Source organism: Rhodococcus sp. R1101 (genome assembly GCF_000278445.1).
In the GTDB taxonomy this organism is placed as follows: domain Bacteria; phylum Actinomycetota; class Actinomycetes; order Mycobacteriales; family Mycobacteriaceae; genus Rhodococcus; species Rhodococcus gordoniae.
Genome location: NZ_AJVB01000008.1, coordinates 1 through 23,929, shown reverse-complemented (window position 1 = coordinate 23,929; position 23,929 = coordinate 1). Strand labels below are relative to the sequence as shown.

General features: G+C 66.8%; 22 protein-coding genes and 1 pseudogene. 9 read left to right on the top strand and 14 right to left on the bottom strand.

Annotated elements, in window-relative coordinates; genetic code table 11:
- Positions 1-144: 144 nt before the first annotated feature.
- Positions 145-1,491 carry an MFS transporter gene (locus tag R1101_RS0101720; RefSeq protein ID WP_026002778.1) on the top strand — a complete coding sequence of 449 codons (1,347 nt, stop codon included), beginning with the start codon at positions 145-147 and terminating at the stop codon, positions 1,489-1,491.
- Positions 1,492-1,610: 119 nt separating this feature from the next.
- Positions 1,611-2,663, top strand: coding sequence for a ferredoxin--NADP reductase (locus tag R1101_RS0101715; protein ID WP_016931762.1), 1,053 nt, complete (start codon positions 1,611-1,613; stop codon positions 2,661-2,663).
- A 65-nt stretch (positions 2,664-2,728) separates the two neighbouring features.
- On the opposite strand, the gene R1101_RS0101710 is transcribed toward R1101_RS0101715, so the two are convergent.
- From R1101_RS0101710 to R1101_RS0101690, 5 genes are all read right to left on the bottom strand, one after another.
- Positions 2,729-3,532 carry an SDR family NAD(P)-dependent oxidoreductase gene (locus tag R1101_RS0101710; protein ID WP_016931761.1) on the bottom strand — a complete coding sequence of 268 codons (804 nt, stop codon included), beginning with the start codon at positions 3,530-3,532 and terminating at the stop codon, positions 2,729-2,731.
- 52 nt (positions 3,533-3,584) lie between these two features.
- Positions 3,585-3,854: a hypothetical protein gene (locus tag R1101_RS0101705; RefSeq protein ID WP_081494013.1), complete on the bottom strand. Its 270-nt coding sequence runs from the start codon at positions 3,852-3,854 to the stop codon at positions 3,585-3,587.
- An 11-nt stretch (positions 3,855-3,865) separates the two neighbouring features.
- The gene (locus tag R1101_RS0101700; protein ID WP_016931759.1) at positions 3,866-5,065 is read right to left on the bottom strand and encodes a Rieske 2Fe-2S domain-containing protein; all 1,200 of its coding nucleotides are present in this window, start codon (positions 5,063-5,065) and stop codon (positions 3,866-3,868) included.
- Positions 5,066-5,229: 164 nt separating this feature from the next.
- Entirely contained in the window at positions 5,230-6,909 is a 1,680-nt protein-coding gene (locus tag R1101_RS0101695) for an AMP-binding protein (RefSeq protein ID WP_026002777.1), read from the bottom strand.
- Between the two features lie 26 nt (positions 6,910-6,935).
- Complete coding sequence (locus R1101_RS0101690; protein WP_016931757.1) at positions 6,936-7,748, bottom strand: MaoC/PaaZ C-terminal domain-containing protein; 813 nt, start codon at positions 7,746-7,748, stop codon at positions 6,936-6,938.
- Between the two features lie 237 nt (positions 7,749-7,985).
- Between R1101_RS0101690 and R1101_RS0101685 the strand changes: the two genes are divergently transcribed.
- Complete coding sequence (locus tag R1101_RS0101685) at positions 7,986-9,665, top strand: class I adenylate-forming enzyme family protein (RefSeq protein ID WP_016931756.1); 1,680 nt, start codon at positions 7,986-7,988, stop codon at positions 9,663-9,665.
- A 70-nt stretch (positions 9,666-9,735) separates the two neighbouring features.
- On the opposite strand, the gene R1101_RS0101680 is transcribed toward R1101_RS0101685, so the two are convergent.
- Positions 9,736-10,953, bottom strand: coding sequence for an acetyl-CoA C-acetyltransferase (locus R1101_RS0101680; protein ID WP_026002776.1), 1,218 nt, complete (start codon positions 10,951-10,953; stop codon positions 9,736-9,738).
- 117 nt (positions 10,954-11,070) lie between these two features.
- Here R1101_RS0101680 and echA20 point away from each other — a divergent pair, with 117 nt between their 5' ends.
- The 4 genes from echA20 to ipdC are packed head-to-tail and all read left to right on the top strand — an operon-like array spanning position 11,071 to position 14,571.
- Positions 11,071-11,832: a (7aS)-7a-methyl-1,5-dioxo-2,3,5,6,7,7a-hexahydro-1H-indene-carboxyl-CoA hydrolase gene (gene echA20 / locus R1101_RS0101675; protein ID WP_016931754.1), complete on the top strand. Its 762-nt coding sequence runs from the start codon at positions 11,071-11,073 to the stop codon at positions 11,830-11,832.
- Between the two features lie 29 nt (positions 11,833-11,861).
- Entirely contained in the window at positions 11,862-12,740 is an 879-nt protein-coding gene (locus R1101_RS0101670; protein WP_198420222.1) for a CoA transferase subunit A, read from the top strand.
- Positions 12,737-13,495, top strand: coding sequence for a cholesterol ring-cleaving hydrolase subunit IpdB (ipdB, locus tag R1101_RS0101665; protein ID WP_016931752.1), 759 nt, complete (start codon positions 12,737-12,739; stop codon positions 13,493-13,495). The genes R1101_RS0101670 and ipdB overlap by 4 nt, the downstream gene beginning before the upstream one ends.
- On the top strand, positions 13,492-14,571 hold the full coding sequence (ipdC, locus tag R1101_RS0101660; RefSeq protein WP_016931751.1) for a (3aS,4S,5R,7aS)-5-hydroxy-7a-methyl-1-oxo-octahydro-1H-indene-4-carboxyl-CoA dehydrogenase: 1,080 nt from the start codon (positions 13,492-13,494) through the stop codon (positions 14,569-14,571). The genes ipdB and ipdC overlap by 4 nt, the downstream gene beginning before the upstream one ends.
- 91 nt (positions 14,572-14,662) lie before the next feature.
- Here the strand turns inward: ipdC and R1101_RS0101655 are convergent, their stop codons facing one another.
- A complete protein-coding gene (locus R1101_RS0101655) occupies positions 14,663-15,595 on the bottom strand; it encodes a DUF5996 family protein (protein WP_037221937.1) in 933 nt (310 codons plus the stop codon).
- A gap of 363 nt (positions 15,596-15,958) precedes the next feature.
- On the opposite strand from R1101_RS0101655, the gene R1101_RS0101650 reads away from it, so the two are divergent.
- Both R1101_RS0101650 and R1101_RS0101645 read left to right on the top strand, forming a co-directional pair.
- Positions 15,959-17,173, top strand: a complete 1,215-nt coding sequence (locus tag R1101_RS0101650) for a sensor histidine kinase (RefSeq protein ID WP_051017432.1) — start codon at positions 15,959-15,961, stop codon at positions 17,171-17,173.
- Positions 17,170-17,796 (top strand): response regulator, encoded by a 627-nt coding sequence (locus tag R1101_RS0101645; RefSeq protein ID WP_016931748.1) that lies wholly within the window; start codon positions 17,170-17,172, stop codon positions 17,794-17,796. Before R1101_RS0101650 ends, R1101_RS0101645 begins: the two co-directional genes overlap by 4 nt.
- Before the next feature lie 18 nt (positions 17,797-17,814).
- Here the strand turns inward: R1101_RS0101645 and R1101_RS0101640 are convergent, their stop codons facing one another.
- From R1101_RS0101640 to ipdF, 7 genes and pseudogenes are all read right to left on the bottom strand, one after another.
- Positions 17,815-18,588, bottom strand: coding sequence for a crotonase/enoyl-CoA hydratase family protein (locus R1101_RS0101640; RefSeq protein WP_016931747.1), 774 nt, complete (start codon positions 18,586-18,588; stop codon positions 17,815-17,817).
- Between the two features lie 16 nt (positions 18,589-18,604).
- Positions 18,605-18,787, bottom strand: a complete 183-nt coding sequence (locus tag R1101_RS0101635) for a CstA-like transporter-associated (seleno)protein (RefSeq protein WP_016931746.1) — start codon at positions 18,785-18,787, stop codon at positions 18,605-18,607.
- On the bottom strand, positions 18,784-21,099 hold the full coding sequence (locus R1101_RS25680; protein ID WP_016931745.1) for a carbon starvation CstA family protein: 2,316 nt from the start codon (positions 21,097-21,099) through the stop codon (positions 18,784-18,786). Before R1101_RS25680 ends, R1101_RS0101635 begins: the two co-directional genes overlap by 4 nt.
- A 269-nt stretch (positions 21,100-21,368) precedes the next feature.
- A complete protein-coding gene (locus tag R1101_RS0101625; protein ID WP_016931744.1) occupies positions 21,369-21,638 on the bottom strand; it encodes a DUF2277 domain-containing protein in 270 nt (89 codons plus the stop codon).
- Positions 21,639-21,755: 117 nt separating this feature from the next.
- Positions 21,756-22,904, bottom strand: coding sequence for an acetyl-CoA C-acetyltransferase (locus R1101_RS0101620; RefSeq protein ID WP_016931743.1), 1,149 nt, complete (start codon positions 22,902-22,904; stop codon positions 21,756-21,758).
- Between the two features lie 9 nt (positions 22,905-22,913).
- Positions 22,914-23,525, bottom strand: coding sequence for a TetR/AcrR family transcriptional regulator (locus tag R1101_RS0101615; RefSeq protein WP_016931742.1), 612 nt, complete (start codon positions 23,523-23,525; stop codon positions 22,914-22,916).
- 71 nt (positions 23,526-23,596) lie between these two features.
- A pseudogene (gene ipdF, locus R1101_RS0101610) lies at positions 23,597-23,929 on the bottom strand ((5R,7aS)-5-hydroxy-7a-methyl-1-oxo-2,3,5,6,7,7a-hexahydro-1H-indene-carboxyl-CoA reductase); the annotation flags it as partial.

Sequence of the window (23,929 nt, the reverse complement as noted above, 5' to 3'; positions counted from 1 at the left end):
ATTCGTGGGTCGGGAACCGCGGCCCGAGATCGGGTCGCCGAGAGTCTGGAATGTGCTGTGACGTCCTACGCCAACGAACTCTCCCACTCGGAATCCGTGGCCCGCACAGGTCGGGGCCGATTCGACCGGCGGCAACCGGTGTGGGTGATCGTGTCGGTCCTGATCGCCGTCGAGATCATCAGTGCGTTCGAAACATCCATGATGTTCGCCGCGATTCCGACGCTCATCACCGAATTCGGTAGCGACGCATCGACAGTCGGGTGGGCCGTGACGGCCTTCCTGCTCGTGTCCGCGGCATCCGCCGCGGTGTGCGGGCGGCTCGGCGACATGTACGGCCGGGAACGGATCCTGATGATCCTTCTCGCCGTCGCGGCGGTGGGTTCGACGGTCAGCGCCGTCGGTGACAGCCTCACCAGCATCATCGTCGGTCGCGCGATCCAGGGTGTGGCCGGTGCGATTCTGCCGCTGTGCATCGGACTGGCACGCGAACACCTTCCGGTCGAGCGCGTTCCCGTCGCGGTGGCACTGATCTCCGGTTCCGCCGTCGCCGCGGGTTCGGCGTCGCTGCTCGTCGCCGGCCTGCTGATCGACAACGCCAGCTGGCACATGATCTTCGTCGTGGCGGCCGTCTATGCGCTCTTCGCGCTGCTGCTCGTCTGGTTCGTCCTTCCCTGGCGCCGCCCCACCGGGACCTCCGAGAAGATCGACTACCTCGGAGCGGTGGGCTTCGCCGGTGCTGTCGCCGCGATCCTGCTCGGCGTCAACAAGTCCCAGGCGTGGGGTTGGTCCGATGCGCGCACCCTGGGCCTCATCCTCGGTGGCACCGTCGCACTGGTCCTGTTCGTGCGCTGGGAACTCCGGATCCCCTCCCCCATCATCAACGTGCGCCTGTTCACCGATCGCAAGTTCTCCCTCACGATGCTGGCCACCGTGGCGATCGCGGCAGGACCGCTGGGTGTGATCACCATGATCATCCCGATCATCATGCAGACGCCGTCGACCGGCGGTTTCGGCCTCGGTCTCAGCGCGACGCACGCAGGCTGGCTGTCGTTCATCGGCTCCCTGTTCGGCTTCGTGTGCACCCCGCTGAGCGGACGGATCTCCGCCGCAGTGGGTTCGCGGGTGTCGATGCTGCTCGGTACCGGTCTCTTCGTCGTCGGAACCGTCGTCATGCTCACGGCACACCACTCCGTGGTCGCCATGACCGCGATGGTCGTGGTGGTCTCCGTCGCCACCGCCTTCGCCTACACGGCAATTCCCAATCTGATCGTCGAGGCAGTGCCCGAGCACAACACGAGCGAGACGACCGGCACGAACGCCGTGCTGCGCACCGCGGGCCAGGGTGTCGGTACGTCGATCGCCACCATGCTGCTCGCCTTCGCGGCGACCCCGCTCGCCGGAATCAACATGGTCGGTGTCATGCTCATCGTCCTGTCCGTGGTCACGATCGGGATCACCGTGCTGATCCCCCGCACCGCACGCGCCGCCTGATCCCGAACAGCCTGTCTCCTCCCGGTGTCCCGATTACCGGGAGGAGACGCGCGTGTGTATCGGGCGGCGTTCTACCGTGGTCCGATCGAAAATTGTTGTATCGAAGGGAACCCGCTGCGATGACAGCCGTCCAGGCACCGGTCAGTTCACGTTCCGCTGTGCTGACCGTCAGTGCAGTCGTCCAGGAGACCGCAGACGCGTGTTCACTGGTGTTCGACGTACCACAGGATCGCCGCGCGGACTTCACCTACAAGCCCGGCCAGTTCCTGACCTTGCGCATCCCCAGCGACGTGACGGGTTCCGTGGCTCGCTGCTACTCCCTGGCGAGCTCACCGCACGCCGACGAACCGCTCAAGGTCACGGTCAAGCGCACCGTCGACGGATACGGCTCGAACTGGCTGTGCGACAACATCACCGCCGGCCAGAGCATCGAGGTGCTGCCTCCCGCAGGAGTCTTCACCCCGGTCGACCTCACCGAGAAGCTCGTACTGTTCGCCGGTGGAAGCGGGATCACCCCCGTCATGTCGATCCTCAAGTCGGCACTGCACAGCGGAAACCGCAATGTGGTGGTGATCTACGGCAATCGTGACGAGAAATCGGTCATCTTCGCCGAAGAACTCCGTGAGCTCGCCGCACGACACTCCGACGCCCTCACCGTCGTCCACTGGCTCGAGAGCGTCCAGGGCCTGCCGTCCCCGCAGCAGCTCGCGACCTTGATCTCCTCCTTCGCCGATCACCGCGCGTACATGTGCGGGCCCGGCCCGTTCATGGACACCGTCCGCAACAGCCTGCTCCTGGCAGGTGTCCCCAAGGACCGGATCCACGCCGAGGTCTTCACCTCGCTGTCCGGCGATCCGTTCGCCGACGTCCCCCTCGTCGAGATCGACGAGTCGGATGCCGACGCGACCTCTGCGACAGTGCAACTCGACGGCGAGGAGCACGAGCTCGTGTGGCCGCGCAGCGCCACCCTGGTGGACATCATGCTGTCCAAGGGCCTGGACGTGCCGTATTCGTGCCGTGAGGGCGAGTGCGGGTCGTGCGCGTGCACCGTCGTCGAAGGGGAGGTGGACACCCCGCCCTCCGCGATCCTCGACGAGGAGGACATCGCCAACGGTTACGTCCTCGCGTGCCAGGCCCGGCCGAAGAGCAAGAACGTGCGCATCGACTTCTGAGTCCCCCACAACGAGATCGTCCCCGGATGCCGTGAGGCACCCGGGGACGATCCGTATGTGGTCGATCAGCGGTTGAGCAGTGCCCGCATCGCTGCCGCGGCACCGTGGACGAGCTTGTCGCGAGGGAACCCGCTGCGCTTGACCGCGGCCTCGTAGTTGCCGCCCGCGACCCATACAGGACCGTCCTGGAGGTGTTCGAGACCCTCGCGCGCGACATCCTCCGGCTCGGCGACGAGCATCCCGGGAATGTCGAAGTTCAGACCCGCGCGCACCATCGCGGGCGTACGGGTCACACCGAGGACGAGTTCGACCACGTGCACACCGTGCGGCGCGAGTTCGAGCCACAGGCTCTCGGCGAAGACGCGGCTGAACGCCTTCGATGCCGCGTAGATGCTCTGATGCTCGGCTCCCATGTACCCGGAGAGCGATCCGAGCAGCATGATGCCACCGCGACCGCGTTCCTTCATCGGCCCACCGAACAGATGCGACAACTCGACCTGACGATGGACGTTGAGTTCGATCACACCGCGGAATCCGTCGATATCACCGGTGACGAACTCGTGGCCGTAGCTGTTGGCGCCGGCGTTGAAGATGAACAGCCCGACCTCGATGTCCTCGGTCGCCCGGCGGATCTGGTCCACCGCGTCGTCGTCGAGGAGGTCCAGCGCGAGGGTGCGCACCTGCACGCCGTTGCTGCGCGCCTTGTCCGCCGTCTCCTCGAGAGGCCCCGGCTTACGGGCGATGAGCACGAGATCGAATCCCGCGCGGCTCAGTTCGTCGGCGAACGCCGCACCGACACCTTCGGATCCGCCGGCGATGACGGCCCACGGGCCGTAGTGCGAGCGATCGAGGTCGAGACGTTCGGTCATGATCGGGTCCTTACGGGAAGTAGTCGGAAAACGAGAGTTCGGTGCGTGGACGTCAGTGCACGATGGGAGGTTTGATCGGGGTGTCGTCGAACACCTCGATGACGCCCGCGGTGGCCGCCCGGGTGATCGCCGCATCGAGATGCGGGCACGACATCCGGGGCGCGCCGGGGCGGCCGTCGCGACCGTCGTCGTCCTGAACGACAGGACAACGACGGCGCGCGTCGGCGTTCCACTGGATGGACGTGTGCTCCCAGCTGTTCTTCTGGACCAGCACCTGCGCGGCGCATTCGCCGCACCGCAACGGCTCCATCCGGTTCTGCATGTTCTCCGCTCCTAGTCCGCGGTGGTGGACTGCTGCGCGCCGGCCTGTTCGGCGGCTCCGGCTCCGTCGAGGGCGGTCTTGCGAGCGATGTTCTCCTCGACCTCCTTCATCCAGGCCGCCACCGGACGGGTGGTGTCCATCTCGAATTCGAAACGGTCGGTCATTTCCGGCTTGACGTCCTCGACGTCCACATAGAACTGCTCGTACCAGCGACGCAACTGGTAGACGGGGCCGTCCTCCTCGCACAGGAGCGGGTTGTCGATGCGCGTCTTGTTCCGCCAGATCTCGATGTCCTGCTCGAAGCCCTTGGCGATGAAGGTCCCGAACTGCTGAGCGGTCTGCAAGGCCTGCTCGCCTTCGAGACGGTCGGACTTCTTGACGATCATGCCGTACATCAGCACGAACTTGTCCTGGGAGACCGGATAGTGGCAGTTGATCAGAACCGACTCGACGTCGTACCCCTCGTACTGGTAGACGAGGTCGTCGATCATGAAGGACGGTCCGAAATAGCTCGCATCCGAGCGGCTGCCCAGCATCTTCGGCTGTCCGGCCGCATGCGGACGGGCATCTTCCCGGGCCTGACCGCGCATGAACTGGCTCGCCACCTGTCCTTCGAAGACGTTCTTGAAGTACGTCGGGAAGGAGTAGTGCACATAGAAGAAGTGCGCCATGTCGACGATGTTGTCGATGATCTCACGGCAGTTCGTGTCGACCTCGGTGGTGTACCAGACCCAGTCGGTCCACTCGTCGCTCGTCGCACCTTCGATGCGCGGGATGGTCACGTCGGCCGGCGGCGGGTTCCCTTGCGGGTCGTGCCACACGAAGAGCATGCCGTCCTGGTCGAGGGTGTGCCATGCGCGGGTCTTCGCGATCGGAGGCACTCGCCGCGCATACGGGATGTTCTTGCAGCGACCGTTGCCGCCCCAGCGCCAATCGTGGAAGGGACACGCGATCTCGTCGCCCTTGACGGTGCCCCGGCTGAGGTCCCCGCCCATGTGCCGGCAGTACGCGTCGAGGATCTTGATCTCGTCGTTGCTGTCGGCCCACACCACGAGCTTGGTGCCGAAGGCCTCGACCGAGTGGGGCTTGCCGTCCTTGAAGTCCTTCGACAGACCCAGGCAGTGCCAGCCCCGGGCGAAGCGGGCGGGAGTCGACCCGGCGACGATCTCACGGATCTCGGATTGTTCGGAAGTGCCGAGGCTCACGGTCATCCGTCCTTTCGGGAGGAAGGGAAGCGTTGGGGTTCAGGCGACGAAGTCCGATGAAGCGTTCCGTCGCTATACGACCTGCACGCTAGGTGATCGGAATCACCCCTGATGAGGGCATCTCACTGGTCGAGACCTCCGCCGGTGCCGGGAACGAAGGCCCCCTGCGATCACGCGACCGTAGCGGGCTCCGCGGTCGGCAACAGGGCCGCCCGGCCGTTGGCGACGAACTCCTGCTCGATGCGCGCTCGCGCCTCGTCGTCGAGCAGAACGTACTCCGGCGTCCGTCCGACACGCACGTAGACCGGATCGGTGGTGTTCCACGCCACCGCCCGCAGCGGTGCCTTGTTCACCTTGTTGCTCCCCGTCAGCGGGATCTGTGCGGTGACGCGCACGAACCGCGGCCACCACTTGTCACCCATGTCGGGCTGCTCGGCGAGGACGGCTCCGAACACCGCCGGATCGAACTCCGCGCCGGGATCGAGTTCGACGGCGCACATGACCTGATCCCCGGTGGTCGGATCGGGCACGGCGAAGACCGGGGCGGACAGGATGCCCGGAACCCGGAGAACGATTCGTTCGACGGGGGCGGCGGAGAAGTTCTCGCTGTCGACACGGAGCCAGTCGGAGGATCTGCCCGCGAAGTAGAAGAAGTCGTTCTCGTCGCGGTATCCGAGGTCTCCCGACCAGAAGTCGTTCCCCTTGATCCGGTCGGCCATCGCCTCGGGGTTCTTGTAGTAGCCCTCGAAGGTGTGTGCGGTGTCGCAGGCGACGATCTGGCCGACGGCCTCGCTGTTGAGGAGACGACCCGACTCGTCGAAGCGCGCGCGGGGACATTCCTTGCCCGTGGCCTCGTCGAGAATGCGGACGTCGACGTCACCGACGGCGACTCCGAGCGAACCGGCCGGGGTGTCCGGGGTGCGGTTGATGCGGAAGACCCCCTCGCTCATGCCGTAGCCTTCGACGACCGTGCACCCGAAACGTTCGGAGAAGCGGGCCACGTCGGCCTCGGACGCCTCGGTGCCGAACGCCAATTCCAGGGTGCTCGTGCGGTCGCGGGGGTCTTCGGGACGGCTCAGGACATACGACAGTGCCCGTCCCACGTAGTTGACGAAGGTGGCGCCGTAGCGGTGGATGTCGTCGGAGAACCGGCTTGCGGAGAACTTCCGGATGAGGCAGACGGTCGCGCCGGCCCGCATGGCCGTGCCGAGGTTGAGCATGACCGCGTTGCCGTGGAAGAGCGGCATGCACAGATAGGCGACCGAATCCTCGCGCATGCGCACACGTTCGGTGAGCGGCCCGAGAAGGCGGGCCAATCGTCCCTGCCCGACGATGACGGCCTTCGGCGCACCGGTGGACCCGGAACTGAACAGCAGCAGCGCGATGTCGTCGGCGGACGGGATCGTCTCCGGCAGGTCTGCACCGCGGAACGGCTCGAGGAACTGCCCGTACCGCGCGTCGTCGATGTCGTAGATCCTGTCGTCGGCGAGACCGTGATCGACGCCCTCGAGCAGGTGCGCGAGCCGGGATTCGGTGATCACCAGGTCGATATCCGCGTGCCGGATGTCCCGGGCGATCTCCGGGCCGCTACGGCTGGCGTTGATGCCCACGACTGCCGCCCCGGCCATCGCGCCGGCGCCGATCCAGAAGACGAAGTCGGGGACGTTCTCGAGCAGCACCCCGATGTGGCGCTGCCGATCCGCGGGAGCAGGCACGGTCGCGATGAGCGCGGCGGCACGATCCGAGCTCTCCTGCACCACCTCGTCCCAGGTCCACTGCCGGTCCTCGAAACGCAACCCCACCTTCGGGTCACCGTGACGAGCGCGCACTACTTCTGCGAACGTGTCCAAGTCTTTCCTCCAGACGGTTGTGGCAATCAAGCGAATACGGCGCGACCGCCGGACAGGACGGAACCGGTCTCCGTGACGACGTCGAACCGGGCGTCCGCGGCATCACCCCAGGCGCGCACCTGCGCGGTGTCGCCGGGGAAGACGGGGGCCGCGAACCGGCCGAACAACGTCGTGAGGTCGGCGGGGTGGACCCCGAGCATGCGTGCGAGCGGCAACGTCGCGGCGGCCAGCGTGCACAGTCCGTGCAGGATGGGGCGGGGCTGCCCGATCCGCGCCGCGGCGTCGGGATCGATGTGGATGTGGTGCCGGTCACCGGTCAGCCGATAGAGAACAGCCTGATCCGGGCTGGTCACGAAGGTGCCGACGAGGTCGGCGTCACCCTCCGGCGCCGCCGGTGCCGACGGCCCGCGTTCGCCGCCGAAGCCGCCCGCTCCGGGCGCGAACAACGACCACGTCGCGACGAAGAAATCGCTCTCCACGACGACCTCGAAGACGGCCGCCCGGCCCTTGTCCCAGACCTCCCCCACGCGCGCGGACATCGTGATCTTCCCTGATCGCGGCAACGGCGCGCGAACCTCGAGACTCTGGGAGCCGTGGAGCGCGGTGCTCGTGTCGAATGCGCCGAGCGCACCGAGCGCATCCGGCGCCCACTGGGCGAGGGTCAGTGCGAAGGTCGGCAGTACCCGCAACCGGTCCTCGAACACGAGGTCGAGGTCGGTCGCGCCGGCCCCCACGGCAAGCGCGTACAGGATCGCGTCCCGTTCGTCGTAACCGATCGTGCGGGTGCCCAGATCGTGGCCGCGCCACTGCGCGGGCGACGACGCGGTCGTTGCGGTCATGCGGATGGAAGTCCTTTCTCACAGAGGGCGCCGGGCGGCGGCCCGACCGAGACAGGACCTCGCTTCCCACAGACGCCCAGGTCACAGGCTAAAGAGACAGGTGGTGCCCGTCACCGCCGGTCCCACTCACCGGTACATTCGAAGCCGGGGTGACCGGCCGTGAGATTCTGGCGGTACGCACTGGATGGAGGAGGGGACGTTCGTGAAGCGTGCAGGGGAACAGATGGGATTCGAGCGATGACCATCCCCTCCGATCCCTCCCATTACGTCGATCAGCTCGTGTCGCGACTGACCGGTCCGGGCGGCGAGTTCGAAATCGCGGTACAGGACGTCCTGGGTACCGAGATGCCCGTCATGCGCAAGCGCGATCTCGCCGTCGCGGATCTGCTCTCCCAGTCCCTCGTCTGGGGCGACCGCGAGTACCTGGTCACGTCCGATCGGCGCATCACGTTCGCCGAGAATGCGCGCATGTCCTACGCCCTCGCGGCCGCACTGCACGAGCGATACGGGGTGCGGACGGGCGACCGCGTGGCGATCCTGTCGGCGAACCGGATCGAATGGATCACCGCGTTCTGGGCGACGCAGGCTCTCGGCGCGATCTCGGTGGGCCTGAACGCCTGGTGGGTGCAGCCGGAACTCGAGTTCGGTATCCACCACTCCCGGCCCCGGGTGCTCTTCGTCGACGGTCCCCGCGCTGCCGCCGTGGCCGGCATCGACCGCGCACGGACCGTGGTGCTGTCGATCGAGGAGGACCTGCCGCGCCTCATCGCCGAATTCGACGGCGCGCAACCGCCTCCCCCGCGGGTCGCCGAGGACGATCCGGCCGTCCTCCTGTACACGTCCGGCACGAGTGGTGATCCGAAGGGTGCGCTGCACTCCCAGCGCAATCTGCTGGCGGTGGTCGACTACCACCGGTACCTCGACGCGATCACGACGATCTGGACCGGCGGCACCTACACCCGGGCCACGCCGTCGGATGCCCGGTATCTGCTGACATCCTCGCTGTTCCACATCACGAGCCTGCACAACACGATCGTGCCCCGCCTGGCCACCGGCAGCACCGTGGTGATGAACCAGGGGTGGTTCGGAGTACGCCCCGTCCTCGAACTCATCGAGTCCGAGCAGGTCACCCACTGGATGGCCGTGCCGTCGATGGCGGCGCGAATGCTCGAGGACGAGGACCTCGACGGATACGACCTCACCTCCCTCACGCGGTTCACCCTGTCGTCGGAGCCGCTGACACCCGAGTTCAAACAGCAGCTGCGCGAACGGCTTCCGTTCGGCCGGCAAGCGATGGTCGACAGCTACACCATCACCGAATGCAGTACCTCGATCGCGGTGGCCTCCGCCGCGGAACTCGAGCAGTATCCGGGCACGGTGGGCGCACCGATCATCACCGTGAGCCTCGAGATCCGGGATCAGACGGGCGCGTGGCTGCCCGACGGGCATGTGGGTGAGGTGTGCGTCCGCAGCCCCTTCGTGATGTTGGGCTACTGGGACGACGAAGCAGCGACGGCGGAGGCCATCACCCCCGACCGCTGGTTGCGCACAGGGGATTTCGGTTTCGTGGAGGACGGCCGGTTGCGCCTGGTGGGCCGGCGGGCGGATCTGATCCATCAGAACGGCGAGAACGTCTATCCCTCGGAGGTCGAACGCGTGCTGGCCCAGCACCCGGCCGTCCGCGAGTGCCTGGTGACCGGCGTGCCCCACCCCGAATGGGGGCAGGAGGTCGCCGCGGTGGTCGCGCTCGTCGAGGGCTCCTCGGTCACCTCCGAGGAACTGACGACCTTCGCTTCCGAGCATCTCGCCTACTTCAAGGTCCCGACGCAGTGGACACTGACCCGCAGTCTGCTGCCGCGCAACGCCACCGGAAAGATCATCCGCAAGCGCTGGCGGGACACCCACGGACCCTGGTGACCCCCTACGAATCCTGACTGCCGCTGCGGGTGGGCCGAGACCGGACCCGGCCCACCCGCGAGGCATTCCGTCAGCTCAGGCGCTCGAGCACCATCGCCATGCCCTGGCCGCCGCCGACGCACATCGTCTCGACACCGAACTGCTTGTCGTGAGTGCGCAGATTGTTGATGAGCGTCGTGGTGATGCGGGCACCGGTCATACCGAAGGGGTGACCCAGTGCGATCGCCCCACCGGCGACGTTGAGCTTGTCCTCGTCGATACCCAGCTCACGTGCCGAGCCGAGCACCTGCACGGCGAAGGCCTCGTTGATCTCGAACAGGTCGATGTCGCCGATGCCCATGTTCGCATTCGCGAGGGCCTTGCGGGTGGCGTCGATCGGCCCGAGGCCCATGATCTCCGGCGACAGGCCCGAGACACCCGTGGAGACGATCCGGGCGAGCGGGGTCAGCCCGAGTTCCTTCGCCTTGACGTCGGACATGATCACCAGGGCGGCCGCACCGTCGTTGAGCGGGCACGCGTTGCCGGCGGTCACGGTGCCGTCCGGACGGAAGACCGGCTTGAGCTGGCTGACCGCCTCGTAGGTGGTGCCCGGACGCGGGCCGTCGTCGGTGGACACGACCGTGCCGTCGGCGAGGGTCACCGGGGTGATCTCCCGCTCGAAGAAGCCGCTCGCGATCGCTTCCTCGGCACGGTTGTGCGAGCGCACGCCCCAGCGGTCCTGGTCCTCGCGGGAGATCCCGGTGAACGACGCGACGTTCTCCGCGGTCTGCCCCATGCCGAGGTAGACATCCGGCAGAAGTCCCTCACTGCGCGGGTCGGTCCACTTCACGCCGCCTTCGGCGAGCGTCGCGCTGCGGGCCTGTGCATCGTCGAACAGCGGGTTCTTCGTGTTCGGCAGACCGTCGGCGTTGCCGGTGACGAAACTCGACACCGACTCGACGCCGGCCGAGACGAACACCTCGCCCTCGCCGGCCTTGATGGCGTGCAGCGCCATGCGGGTGGTCTGCAGTGACGACGAGCAGTAGCGGTTGACCGTGACACCGGGCAGGAAGTCGTAGCCGAGCTGGACGGCGACGACGCGGGCGATGTTGAAGCCGGACTGACCGGCGGGCTGACCGCAGCCGAGCATGAGGTCGTCGATCTCGGCGGGGTCGAGGTCGGGAACCTTCGCCAGCGCCGCCGCGACCATCTGCGTCGCCAGGTCGTCCGGGCGGATCGACGCAAGCGAGCCCTTGCGTGCTCGTCCGATCGGCGACCGTACTGCGGACACGATTACTGCTTCGGGCATCTTCTCTCCTCGGTGTTCCGGTCGTACTGCGACCTTACGACCCTCTGGGTCAAGCGGCTATCCTGTGCTAACTTACCAAGCAATCGCTTGGTTCGGTACAGACGTTAGGAACATGCCATGGGCATCACCTCGACCTCCGACAGCGCCGGTATCACCACGGTCACCGTCGACTTCCCGCCCGTGAACGCTCTCCCCTCACAGGCCTGGTTCGACCTGGCCGAGGCCGTCACCACGGCCGGGCGCAGTCTCGACACCCATGTGGTGATCCTCCGTGCCGAGGGCAGGGGCTTCAACGCAGGTGTGGACATCAAGGAAATGCAGGCCACCGAAGGGTTCGACGCCCTGATCGCCGCCAACCACGGATGTGCTGCCGCATTCGCCGCCGTCTACGACTGCGAAGTACCGGTGATCGTCGCCGTCAACGGATTCTGCGTCGGAGGCGGCATCGGCCTCGTCGGCAACGCGGACGTCATCGTCGCCTCCGACGATGCGATCTTCGGTCTGCCCGAAGTCGACCGTGGTGCGCTCGGAGCCGCGACGCATCTCGCGCGCCTCGTCCCCCAGCACATGATGCGAACCCTGTACTACACGGCACAGAACGTGACCGCGCAGCAACTCGAGCACTTCGGCTCGGTGTACAAGGTCGTGCCGCGCAGCGAACTCGACGCTGCCGCACGCGAGGTCGCCGAGATGATCGCCGCGAAGGACACCCGCGTCATCCGCCGCGCGAAGGAAGCCATCAACCGCATCGACCCCGTCGACGTCAAGACGAGCTACCGCCTCGAGCAGGGTTTCACCTTCGAGCTGAATCTCGCCGGCGTCGCCGACGAGCACCGCGACGAGTTCGTCGCAACCGGAAAGCCGCGCAGCAACAGCTGACGCCCATACCACCAGGAGTTCGGAAAACCATGCGTGACAAGAGAATGTCGCTCGACGACGTGGTCGGCGAGCTGCGCAGCGGAATGACCATCGGCCTCGGCGGCTGGGGATCGCGCCGCAAGCCCATGGCCCTCGTCCGGGCCATCCTCCGTTCGGACGTGAAGGATCTGACCGTCGTCACCTACGGCGGTCCCGATCTGGGTCTGCTGTGTTCGGCGGGCAAGGTGAAGAAGGCGTACTACGGATTCGTGTCGCTCGACTCGGCACCGTTCTACGACCCGTGGTTCTCCAAGGCCCGCACGGGCGGCGAGATCATCGCCCGTGAGATGGACGAGGGCATGGTCAAGTGCGGCCTGGAAGCCGCCGCCGCGCGCCTGCCGTTCCTGCCCCTCCGCGCGGGCCTGGGTTCGGCCGTGGTCGACTTCTGGGAGGGCGAACTGAAGACCGTCACCTCGCCGTATCCCGGACCGGACGGCACCGAGACCCTCATCGCCATGCCGGCGCTGAACCTCGACGCGTCGTTCGTGCACCTCAACATCGGCGACAAGCACGGCAACGCCGGTTACCAGGGCGTGGACCCCTACTTCGACGACCTCTACTGCATGGCCGCAGAACGTCGCTACGTCTCCGTCGAGAAGATCGTCGAGACCGAGCAGCTCGTGAAAGAGGTTCCGCTGCAGCAGCTCCTGCTCAACCGCATGATGGTCGACGGGATCGTCGAGGCGCCGAACGGGGCGCACTTCACCCTCGCCGGCGACAGCTACGGTCGCGACGAGAAGTTCCAGCGCCACTACGCCGAGTCCGCCAAGGACCCCGAGTCGTGGAAGGCATTCGTCGACCGCTTCCTTTCGGGCAGCGAGGACGACTATCAGGCCGCAGTTCAGAAGTTCGCACAGGAGCAGTCATGACCACCACCGAGACCGTGACCCGCGCCGAGTACTGCGCGATCGCCTGCGCCGACATCTTCTCCGGTGCCGGCGAGATCATGGCGAGCCCGATGGCGACGCTGCCCCAGATCGGGGCGCGGCTGGCCAAGCTCACCACCGAGCCCGACCTGCTCATCACCGACGGTGAAGCACTCATCCTCGCCGACGTCCCGGCTCTCGGAGCGAAGGCACCGGTCGAAGGATGGATGCCGTTCCGCAAGGTGTTCGACGTCGTCGCGTCGGGTCGCCGTCACGTGGTGATGGGCGCCAACCAGATCGACCGCTACGGCAACCAGAACCTGTCGGCCTTCGGCCCGCTCCAGCAGCCGACGCGTCAGATGTTCGGTGTGCGTGGTGCTCCCGGCAACACCATCAACCACGCGACCAGCTACTGGGTCGGCAAGCACTCCTCGCGCGTGTTCGTCGATACCGTCGACATCGTGTCCGGCGTCGGATACGACAAGGTCGATCCCGAGAACCCGGCGTTCCGCTTCCTGAACATCCCGCGGGTCGTCACCAACCTCGGTGTCTTCGACTTCGGTGGCCCCGGCCACACCTTCCGGGCATTGACCCTGCACCCGGGTGTCGAGGCCGCGACCGTCGCCGAGAACACCTCTTTCGAGGTCGCCGGTCTCGACGAGGCCGGTGTGACCCGCGAACCCACCGCCGAGGAACTGCGCATCATCCGAGAGGTGATCGACCCCAAGGGATTCCGCGATCGTGAGGTCGCGCTGTGAGCACCCTGCGCACAGCACTGACGGAGCTCGTGGGCATCGAGCATCCCATCGTCCAGACGGGCATGGGCTGGGTGTCCGGCCCGCGCCTGACCGCCGCGACCTCGAACGCCGGTGGTCTCGGCATCCTCGCGTCGGCGACGATGACCTATCCCGAACTCGAAGCGGCGGTCGCGAAGACCAAGTCGCTCACCGACAAGCCGTTCGGCGTCAACATGCGCGCCGACGCTTCGGACGCCGGCGAGCGCATCGACCTGCTGATCCGCGAGAAGGTCAAGGTCGCGTCGTTCGCGCTCGCCCCGAAGAAGGAGCTGATCGCCAAGCTCAAGGACCACGGCATCGTCGTGGTGCCGTCGATCGGTGCGGCGAAGCACGCCGTGAAGGTCGCCTCCTGGGGTGCGGATGCTGTGATCGTGCAGGGCGGCGAGGGTGGTGGTCACACCGGACCGGTCGCGACGACGCTGCTGCTGCCGAGCGTGCTCGACGCCGTCGACATCCCGGTGATCGCCGCCGGTGGTTTCTTCGACGGTCGGGGACTCGCAGCTGCGCTGTCGTACGGTGCCGCGGGCGTCGCGATGGGCACGCGCTTCCTGCTCACGAGCGACAGCGCGGTGCCCGATTCGGTGAAGCAGCAGTACCTCGCGCGTGGTCTGCAGGACACCACCGTCTCGCTCAAGGTCGACGGCATGCCGCACCGCGTGCTCAACACCGAACTGGTGAACAGCCTCGAGAAGTCGAGCTACGCCAAGGGACTGGTCGCAGCCGCACGGAACGCGACGAAGTTCAAGGCCATGACGGGTATGAAGTGGTCGACCCTCGTCAAGGACGGCCTCGCCATGAAGAAGGCGAGCGACCGCACCTGGCAGCAGATCATCATGGCCGCGAACACCCCGATGCTCCTCAAGGCCGGCCTGGTGGAAGGCAACACCGAAGCCGGTGTGCTGGCTTCCGGTCAGGTCGTGGGCATGCTCGACGACCTGCCGAGCTGCCAGGAACTGATCGACCGCATCGTCGCCGAGGCCGTCGAGCGCATCGACGCCCTTGCCGGCCTGCGCGATCAGGGACGTCCCGTCGCCTGATTCCGATCCCGAGCACGTCGAGACCGGCGTCGTCGTCGAGTATCCGCGAGAAATCGACAACGACGCCGGTCTCGTTCGTTTCCAGCGATCGCTACTCGGCGGCGAGCGCGCTCAGGTTGCCACGATCCCAGCCGCCGAGCTCGGCGGCCGCGTCGTAGGTGCTGCGCAGGAACTGCAACAGTTCCGCGTCGGGGTCGGCCGCAGTCCGCACCGCCTCGTAGGGCAGCACGAACTCCCCCAGTTCGGCAGCGTAGTGAGCGGCGTCGGGGCGCACCGGGTACTGGGCGAAGCCCTCGAGTGCAGGGTAGACGTACGAATAGAACGCGCCTTCGTCCCCACCGCCGGGCCAGAAGCCACAGCTGCTGAGCTCGTGGGAGTAGGCCTCCCTCATCACTGAGTCGGGACAGTTCGGGATTCCCCCCGGATGGGGCGGAGCAGGGCGCCCGGAGAATCGGGTGCATGCGAGGTCCATCGCACCCCAGAAGAAGTGCACCGGACTGACCTTGCCGAGGAATTCTGCCCGGAACCGGAGCAGGACACGATGCGCCTGCACGAGTTGCCGCCAGAAGAGATGGGCCGCCTCGGCATCGTACGAATCGTGCTCCCGGTCCTGGGTGAACGGGATCGCCGGGTCCACCTCGTTGGGCGTGGCCTGGATCCGGGTCGCGATACCCAGCTCGTCCAGAGCCGTGAGAGTGCGGCTGTAGAAGTCCGCGACCGGTTGCGCGACCAGAGGGACGGAACGACTGCGGCCGTCGCTCGCCCGGATGTGCAGGCGGTGTTCGAAGAAATCGAACTCCATGTCGAAGACGGAGTGCTCGTACGGAATCGACGAAGTGCCCAGCCCTCGTGGCGTGACGTACAGCGTCGTCTGCCACCAGTGGTTGACCATCGGTGCATGGGCCATGCGGATCTTGCCGACGATCTGCAACCACATGTGAAGCGTGTCCCGGGTGTCGGTCCATTCCGCCGTGCGCAGGCTCGGCCACGCCTCACCGGAAACAGGTGCTGGGTCGTTCACGATGCCTCCCGCGGTCCGGGAATCGACCCTACTCCGCCGAAGCCCGGCCCATGGCCCGGTCAGGAGGATTCCCGAGACCGCGTCACAGCAGTTCCCCACTGTTTCCGGGAACTGTGTTCGGAAGGGACCGGAGCTGCCGCACCGATCAGGCCTGCCACAACGACAGCGAGAACGGGACGGCAGTGATGGAGATCGCCAGTGGGCACGGAACGAACTGTGACGCACTCGCTCCCAGCCCGATGGCAGTCAGGTTTCCCGGTCCGGATCCGAGTGACGAGCATGATCGCGCTCCGACCGAGTGCATCCCGGAGCAGAGATCCAGGATCGGTACAACAAGGTGGCGGACTGCGGTACTAGAGTGGCGAGATGCGGAGTTCCGATGTGTCCCACGCGGGCGGGGCCCTGCCGGTGCTGCGCGCCATGCAGCTCGGCGCCCATCTCCTGTTCTTCCTGCTTCTCGCGGTGGGTGTCGTGCGCACGGTTGCCGACAGTGCTCATCCCGTTCCGATCATCGCGCTCGCTGTCGTGGTGGCGGGATGGTACGTCTTCGGAATCCTGTTCGCGCGACGTAAGGGCTTCGAGAACGGGGAGCCGGTACAGCGCCGATGGGGACAGATCTGGTTCGCGGCGCTTGCACTGGGATGGCTGGCACTCGTGGTGGCGGAGGTCAACTTCGTCTGGCTGGCGTTCGCGTTGTTCTTCTTGTGCTTCCCCTTGTTCTCCACTCCGGTCGCGTTGACGGTGACGAGCGTACTGACCGCGGCGGCGATCGCGGCGACCCTGTGGCACGGCACCACGAACACGGTTGCCTCGATTCTCGGTCCGGTGTTCGGAGCGGCAGCTGCCGCCGGCATGGCCGTCGTCTATCAGCAGCTGGTGCGGCAGTCCGCGCAGCGACAACAGTTGGTGGACGAGCTCACCGAGGCGCACCGTGAACTGCTCGGCGCGCAGGACGAATTGGTGGCGCTGCAACGAGAGGCGGGAGCACTGACCGAACGTTCCCGGCTCGCGCGCGACATCCACGACACACTGGCGCAGGGATTTTCGTCCATCCTGCTGCTCTCTCGTGCCGGGCAACGCGCGTCCGGCGACCCCGCCGCGATCTTCGTGCAGATAGCGGACACCGCGCAGCAGAATCTGGCCGAGGCCCGCCGAGTGGTCGACGCGCTCGCACCGGTTGCGCTCGAATCCGCGCCGCTCGAATCCGCACTGCGGCGCCTGCTCGAGCAACTCGAGCAGCAGACCGGGATCAGCGGTGAACTGCTCACCGACGGCGAGCCGGTCTCGCTGGTGATGGATTTCGACGTCGCCTTGCTGCGTGTCGCCCAGAGCGCCCTCGCGAACGTGCGGCTTCATTCGCGGGCCCGTCGGGTGCGGGTGACATTGAGCTACGCCACCGACGAAGTGCGGCTCGATATCGTCGACGACGGTATCGGATTCGATCAACGTCAGGATGGTGGATTCGGCTTGCGGTCGATGCGGGAACGACTGGCCGAACTGGGCGGCACACTCGTCGTGGAATCGGCGCCCGGAGACGGAACCGCGGTTGCCGCAACCCTTCCGGTCGGGCGGGTCGCATGAGCGCGGTGCGTGTACTGCTCGTCGACGATCACCCGGTGGTGCGGGCGGGACTGCGCGCGTTGCTGGCGTCGCACGACGACGTCGTGGTGGTGGCGGAGGCATCGTCGGGTGAGGAGGCCGTGGCGTCGGCGGCTACCGCGAAACCGGATGTGGTGTTGATGGATCTGCGTCTGGGATCGGGGATCGACGGGGCGCAGGCGACCGCCCGGATCGTGGCGGCGGCCGATCCGCCGAGGGTCGTCGTGCTCACCACCTACGACACCGACGCGGATATTCTGCGTGCGGTGGAGGCCGGTGCGGCAGGTTATCTCCTCAAGGACACCGACCCGAAAGTGCTGATCGAATCGGTGTTCGCGGCGGCCCGTGGGGAGACGGTCCTGGATCCGGACGTGGCCCGGCGCCTCTACCGCCGCATGCAGCAGCCCCGCGCCGACCTCAGCGCCCGCGAGATCGAGGTGCTCTCGCTCGTGGCCGAGGGGTTGTCGAACCGCGCAATCGCGAAACAGCTCTTCGTCAGCGAGGCGACCGTGAAATCTCATCTGGTGCATGCCTTCACCAAACTGGATGTGGACAACCGCACCGCCGCGGTGGTGGCCGCACGCGAACGGGGCCTGATCACCTGATCCGTGGCCAGGACCGGATCAGGAGAACGAACCGTGGCGGCCCTCGCCGGAGGCGAACCGCGCGGCCCCAGCGACCGTGTCGCTTCCGACGGACTCCAGGCCGAGGGCGAATTCGAATCCGAGCGCCTCGGATTCGGAGCGGCCGAACTGTTCGTGGACCGACCGACGGTCGTTGCGCATGCAGGTCTGCGGGAATCCGGCGATCTCCCGCGCCAGGTGTTCGCCGGCGTCGCGTGTGGTTCCGGGTTCGACCACACGGTTGGCCAGACCGAATTCGCGCGCTTCCGCCGCTCCGACGGGTCGACCCGTCAGGATCATGTCCATGGCCCGGCTCGTGCCGATCAGGCGGGGCAGCCGAACGGTGCCACCGTCGATCAACGGCACTCCCCACCTGCGGCAGAAGACACCGAACACCGCGTCGGAGGAGACGACGCGCAGATCGCACCAGATCGCCAGTTCGAGTCCACCGGCAACCGCGTAGCCTTCCACCGCCGCGATCACCGGCTTGGAGAGCACCAGACGCGTCGGTCCCATCGGACCGTCGCCGTCCGCGCCGAGAACGTTCTGCCGGTCGGTACCGATCGCTTCGAGATCCGCTCCTGCACAGAAGTTTCCGCCGTCCCCGTAGAGGACCGCCACATCGGCGGCAGCGTCTGCGTCGAATGCCCTGAACGCGTGGGCCAGCTCGGCGGCCATCGGACCGTCGACCGCGTTCCGGCGCTCGGGACGGGCCATGATCACAGTCGTCACCCGATCGCGCGTCTCGACGCCGATCGATTCGTACGGCGTCATATCCGTCCTCCCCCGCTCAACAGCATCGACTTGCCGGGTTCGCATCCGCTGCGGCATGCCGCTCACGCCAGTAGTCGCGTTCGCTCGGCGGCGGCCGATCGGGATACAGGCGGCGGTGCAGTTCGACGTACCTCGCGTAGTCGTGGTCGCCCATGACCGCCCCGACCCACCACCACGCGCGACGCAGTGCCGTGATCACGACCCACCTCCGTCCCCGTCGCGATGCCGCGAGGCGTGGGTGTGTGCGGCGCCCGGGGCGCGGACCCTGCCCGATGCGATCAGCTCGTCCCACTCCTTCTGCAGTTCCCGCTCGGCCGGGGTCGGCACGAAACCCGCGGGCGCGAATATCTTCGACGGCACGTCGGGTGTCTCGGTGGTGGGCATACCTCCGGCCCGGACCGATCTGATGCACACCACCACACCGGCTGTGACGACGATCAGTACGAGACCCGCGAACACGATCGACAGGGTGCCCTGGATGAACGTGTTGCGGATGACGGCGTCGATCTCGTCGGCCGTCTTCGCCGAACCGAAGGTGGTTGCGCCGGAGTTCTTCGCGTCGACGAAGGCCCGGTGCTGCGCCCAGTACCCGACCGCGCGGTCGCCGGAGAAGATCTTCTGCCACGACGCCGTCATGGTCACGATCAGATCCCACACCAACGGCACACCGGGGATCCACGCCCACTTCACCAGACCCTTCTTCACGACGATGGTGAGCACGACCGTCAGGGCGATGGCGGCGAGCAACTGGTTGGCGATGCCGAACAGCGGGAACAGAGTGTTGATGCCGCCCAGGGGGTCGGTGACGCCCATCAGCAGGATCGCACCCCACAGGCCGACGACCACTGCGGAGCACAGCCACGCACCGGGGCGCCAGGACGGATCCTTGAAGCGGCGGGCGGGACCGCCGAAGTTGCCGAGCGAATCCGACAGCATGAACCGTGCGACACGCGTTCCCGCGTCGACGGTGGTGAGGATGAACAGCGCCTCGAACATGATCGCGAAGTGGTACCAGAACGATTTGAGGCTGTCGCCTCCGAACAGGTCGCTGAGCACCTGCGACATGCCGAAGGCGAGGGTGGGTGCGCCGCCGGTGCGGGAGATGATCGATTCCTCACCGACCGATTCGGCAGCGGCGGAGATCTGTTCGGGCGTGATGTCGAGCGCACCCAGCCCGAGACCGTTGACGTAGGCCGCTGCGGTTTCGGGGGTGCCGCCGGTCAGGGCCGCAGGGGCGTTGAGCGTGAAGTACAGGTGCTGGTCGATGATGCAGGCGGTGACCAGTGCCATGATCGCGACGAACGACTCGGTGAGCATGCCGCCGTAGCCGATGAGCCGGATCTGCTTCTCCTTCTCGATCAGCTTCGGTGTGGTGCCCGACGAGATCAGGGCGTGGAAACCCGAGAGTGCACCGCAGGCGATGGTGATGAACAGGAACGGGAACAACGATCCCGCGAACGCCGGACCATCACCGTCGATCGCGAACGACGTGATGTCGGGCATCTCCAGGTTCGGTCGTGCGACGAGGATCCCGATCGCGAGCAGGACGATCGTGCCCACCTTCATGAAGGTCGAGAGGTAGTCGCGCGGGGCGAGCAGCAGCCAGACCGGCAACACCGACGCCGCGAATCCGTAGGCGATCATCAACCACGAGATCGTCACCGGGGACAGGGTGAACCAGTTCGTCCCCCAGTCGGTCTCGGCGACCCAGCCGCCCGCGATGATCGCGACGAGCAACAGGACGACGCCGATCAGCGACACTTCCGCGACCTTGCCGGGTCGCAGGTACCGGAGATAGACCCCCATGAACAACGCGATGGGGATGGTCATCGCGATGGAGAACAGTCCCCACGGGCTGTCGGCGAGCGCATTCACGACCACCAGTGCGAGCACCGCGATGAGGATGATCATGATGACGAAGACCGCGATCAGGGCCGCGACGCCACCGATCGGTCCGAGTTCCTCGCGGGCCATCTGACCGAGGCTGCGGCCGCGGCGGCGCGACGAGATCCACAGGACGAGGAAGTCCTGGACCGCACCGGCGAAGACGACACCGACGATGATCCAGATCGTGCCGGGCAGATAGCCCATCTGGGCGGCGAGAACCGGGCCGACGAGCGGGCCGGCGCCGGCGATGGCGGCGAAGTGGTGGCCGAACAACACCCGACGGTCCGTCGGCATGTAGTCCTTGCCGTTCTCCAGTTCTTCTGCGGGTGTCGCACGATCGTCGCGTGGCTGCACGATCCTGCGTTCGATGAACTTCGCGTAGAAGCGGTAGGCGACGAGATAGGTGCACACGGCGGCGATGACGAACCAGACCGCGTTGATCTCCTCACCGCGCACCAGCGCGATGATCGACCACGCGACCGCACCGAGAATCGCGAGCACGAGGAAGACGATGCGCGCGGTGGGCGAGATCGGTGTCCGGTCGACGACACCGACCGGTGGAAGATCGGGATCGGTCCGGAGATACTCGACTTCGCTCGTTCTCGACGCGGGATCGACGGCCATATCGGCTCCTCACCAGGACCGTCGCGACTCCGTATACCGCCCGTGACGGTCCTCGACAACGTGCACGCTGCTGACCAACGTGACGCTACCCGACCCGGCCGGTTCGCCGACGGGACTTGCATGTCTCGATACACCGTCTCCGAGCGCAGCACATGCGCTGGTCGCGGGTATGCGAGTCGATCACCGCCGAGCGGGCCGGACGTTCGAGTTCCGTACCGTCCCGGACCGGTGCGACCCGCTGTACCACGACTCGACGACCCGGTCGCGGGTCAGCCGCGTGCGGCGATCCTCGCGCGTACCTCGGGTCGCCGAAGCGGCGGAACCGTCGGCGGCGGTTGCCGCCGCGCGGGAAGCGCCCCGAGCAGCCGAGTGGTCGTCGCGGTGACCTCGGCGACGGCCTGTTCGAAGGGTTCACGCGTGGCATCGGAGAGTGTGGTGATTCCGCTGACCTTACGGACGTACTGCCGTGCGGCCGCTTCGATCTCCTCGGCGGTCGCAGCCGGCTCGAGCCCGCGCAGCTCCGTGATGTTCCGGCACATGCTTCGAGGGTAGACGCCACCCGAGTACCGGACCATACATCCGCGCGCCCGCTGTCCACCCGCTACAGCAATCGCTGTAGCGGATGACGAACGGGCGCGCGGAGGTGAAGGAGCAGATCAGACGCGTTCGATGATGGTCACATTGGCGGTGCCGCCGCCCTCGCAGATGGTGAGCAGGCCGTAGCGGCCACCGGTGCGCTCGAGTTCGTTGAGCAGCGTCCCCATGAGCTTGGTGCCGGTCGCGCCGAGCGGGTGGCCGAGGGCGATCGCACCACCGTTGACGTTGACCTTCGACGGGTCGGCGCCGATCTCCTTGATCCACGCCAGGACGACGGGCGCGAAGGCCTCGTTGATCTCGATCAGATCGATGTCGTCGATCGTCAGACCCGTCTTCTCGAGCGCGTACTGCGTCGCCGGGATCGGAGCGGTGAGCATGAAGATCGGGTCGTCGCCGCGGGCGCTGAGGTGGTGGATGCGGGCGCGCGGCTTCAGGCCGTACTTCTTCACGGCCTCGTCCGAGGCGAGCAGCACTGCGGACGCACCGTCGGAGATCTGGCTCGCGACCGCCGCGGTCAGACGGCCCCCTTCGACGAGGGTCTGCAGCGAGGCCATCTTCTCGAGGCTGGTCTCGCGCGGTCCTTCGTCGACGGCGGCGTCGCCGAGCGGCACGATCTCGTTCTCGAAGCGACCCTCGGCGATGGCCGCCTTGGCGCGCTCGTGGCTCTGCAACGCCCACTTCTCGAGTTCCTCACGGCTGAGGTCCCACTTCTCGGCGATCATCTCGGCGCCCTTGAACTGGGAGACCTCGTCGCTCCCGTAACGCTCGGTCCAGCCGGTCGACCCGCCGAAGGGGGTGTCGAAGCCGTACTGCTGGCCGACGATCATGGCCGCGGAGATCGGGATCTGCGACATGTTCTGCACGCCGCCGGCGATGATGAGGTCGGCGGTGTTGCTGAGGATCGCCTGGGCTCCGAAGTGCAGTGCCTGCTGGCTCGACCCGCACTGACGGTCGACGGTCACGCCCGGCACGTGCTGCGGGTAACCGGCGGCGAGCCACGAGGTGCGGGCGATATTGCCGGCCTGCCCACCGATGGCGTCGACGCAGCCGAAGACCACGTCGTCGACGTCGGCCGGGTCGATACCCGTGCGCTCGACGACGGCCTTGATGACGTGCGCGCCGAGATCGGCCGGATGCACGCCGGACAGACCGCCGTTCTTCTTGCCGATCGGGGTGCGTACCGCGTCGACGATGTAGACCTCGGTCATTGCTGCTCCTTAACTGGAATTCTGGTTCGACAGTCCGTCGAGAACGATGGAGAGATACTGCTGGGCAACCTGTTCGATACTGAGCGGCCCCCCCGGCCGGTACCAGCGGACCGCGACCCAGACGGTGTCGCGCAGGAACCGGAAGACGAGTTCGACGTCGACGTCCGGCCGGAACGAGCCGTCTGCGACACCGCGTTCGATCACCCCCACCCACAGCTCTCGGAACTCGATGTGGAGTTCGGCGATGTACGCGAAACGCTCCCCTTCGAGATGCTTGGCCTCGCCCTGATAGATGGCCACTGCGGGATGCGACTTGTCGATCGCGTCGTAGGAGGTCGTCACGAGTGCCGCGAGGGTGTCGCGGGAAGAAAGACCGGACGCGACGATCTTGCGGTACCGGTCGAACAGGTCGTCGAGGAACGCGCGCAGGATCTCGTCCACCATGGACTCCTTGGAGTCGAAGTGGTGGTAGAGGCTGCCGGAGAGGATTCCCGCCGCGTCGGCGATGTCGCGCACGGTGGTCGCTCTGACACCGCGGGAGGCGAACAGATCGGCGGCGATGTCGAGCAGTTCGGCACGGCGTCCGGACTTGCCGTTGGTGTCGTCGCGGGATGGAGTCATGGAGACATCCTTTCAAGCTGCCGTGCGCGGTTCCCGAGCGCGGGCGTGACGGGAACCGCGCACGGACGCGGTCACGCGCGCTGCGAGGAGATCGACACGACCTCGCCGGTCAGATAGGTCGTGTAGTCGCTGGCGAGCATCGCGATCGTCGCCGCGACCTCCCAGACCTCCGCAGCCCGTCCGAACGCCTCACCGGCGGCCAGATTGTCGAGCAGTTCCTCGCTGGTGACCTTCGCGAGGAAGGGATGCCGGGCGATGGACGGGGCGACGGCGTTGATGCGCACACCGTATTCGGCGGCCTCGATCGCGGAGCACCTGGTGAGCGCCATGACGCCGGCCTTCGCCGCCGCGTAGTGCGCCTGCGAGTGCTGCGCCCGCCAGCCGAGGACCGACGCGTTGTTGAC

Bases quoted from the DNA above. Each gene is read 5' to 3' on its own strand.
- R1101_RS0101715 (WP_016931762.1), top strand. From the start codon at position 1,611: ATGACAGCCGTCCAGGCACCGGTCAGTTCACGTTCCGCTGTGCTGACC.
- R1101_RS0101710 (WP_016931761.1), bottom strand. From the start codon at position 3,532: ATGACCGAACGTCTCGACCTCGATCGCTCGCACTACGGCCCGTGGGCC.
- R1101_RS0101705 (WP_081494013.1), bottom strand. From the start codon at position 3,854: ATGCAGAACCGGATGGAGCCGTTGCGGTGCGGCGAATGCGCCGCGCAG.
- R1101_RS0101700 (WP_016931759.1), bottom strand. From the start codon at position 5,065: ATGACCGTGAGCCTCGGCACTTCCGAACAATCCGAGATCCGTGAGATC.
- R1101_RS0101690 (WP_016931757.1), bottom strand. From the start codon at position 7,748: ATGACCGCAACGACCGCGTCGTCGCCCGCGCAGTGGCGCGGCCACGAT.
- R1101_RS0101685 (WP_016931756.1), top strand. From the start codon at position 7,986: ATGACCATCCCCTCCGATCCCTCCCATTACGTCGATCAGCTCGTGTCG.
- R1101_RS0101680 (WP_026002776.1), bottom strand. From the start codon at position 10,953: ATGCCCGAAGCAGTAATCGTGTCCGCAGTACGGTCGCCGATCGGACGA.
- echA20 (WP_016931754.1), top strand. From the start codon at position 11,071: ATGGGCATCACCTCGACCTCCGACAGCGCCGGTATCACCACGGTCACC.
- R1101_RS0101670 (WP_198420222.1), top strand. From the start codon at position 11,862: ATGCGTGACAAGAGAATGTCGCTCGACGACGTGGTCGGCGAGCTGCGC.
- ipdB (WP_016931752.1), top strand. From the start codon at position 12,737: ATGACCACCACCGAGACCGTGACCCGCGCCGAGTACTGCGCGATCGCC.
- R1101_RS0101650 (WP_051017432.1), top strand. From the start codon at position 15,959: ATGCGGAGTTCCGATGTGTCCCACGCGGGCGGGGCCCTGCCGGTGCTG.
- R1101_RS0101645 (WP_016931748.1), top strand. From the start codon at position 17,170: ATGAGCGCGGTGCGTGTACTGCTCGTCGACGATCACCCGGTGGTGCGG.
- R1101_RS0101640 (WP_016931747.1), bottom strand. From the start codon at position 18,588: ATGACGCCGTACGAATCGATCGGCGTCGAGACGCGCGATCGGGTGACG.
- R1101_RS25680 (WP_016931745.1), bottom strand. From the start codon at position 21,099: ATGGCCGTCGATCCCGCGTCGAGAACGAGCGAAGTCGAGTATCTCCGG.
- R1101_RS0101625 (WP_016931744.1), bottom strand. From the start codon at position 21,638: ATGTGCCGGAACATCACGGAGCTGCGCGGGCTCGAGCCGGCTGCGACC.
- R1101_RS0101620 (WP_016931743.1), bottom strand. From the start codon at position 22,904: ATGACCGAGGTCTACATCGTCGACGCGGTACGCACCCCGATCGGCAAG.
- R1101_RS0101615 (WP_016931742.1), bottom strand. From the start codon at position 23,525: ATGACTCCATCCCGCGACGACACCAACGGCAAGTCCGGACGCCGTGCC.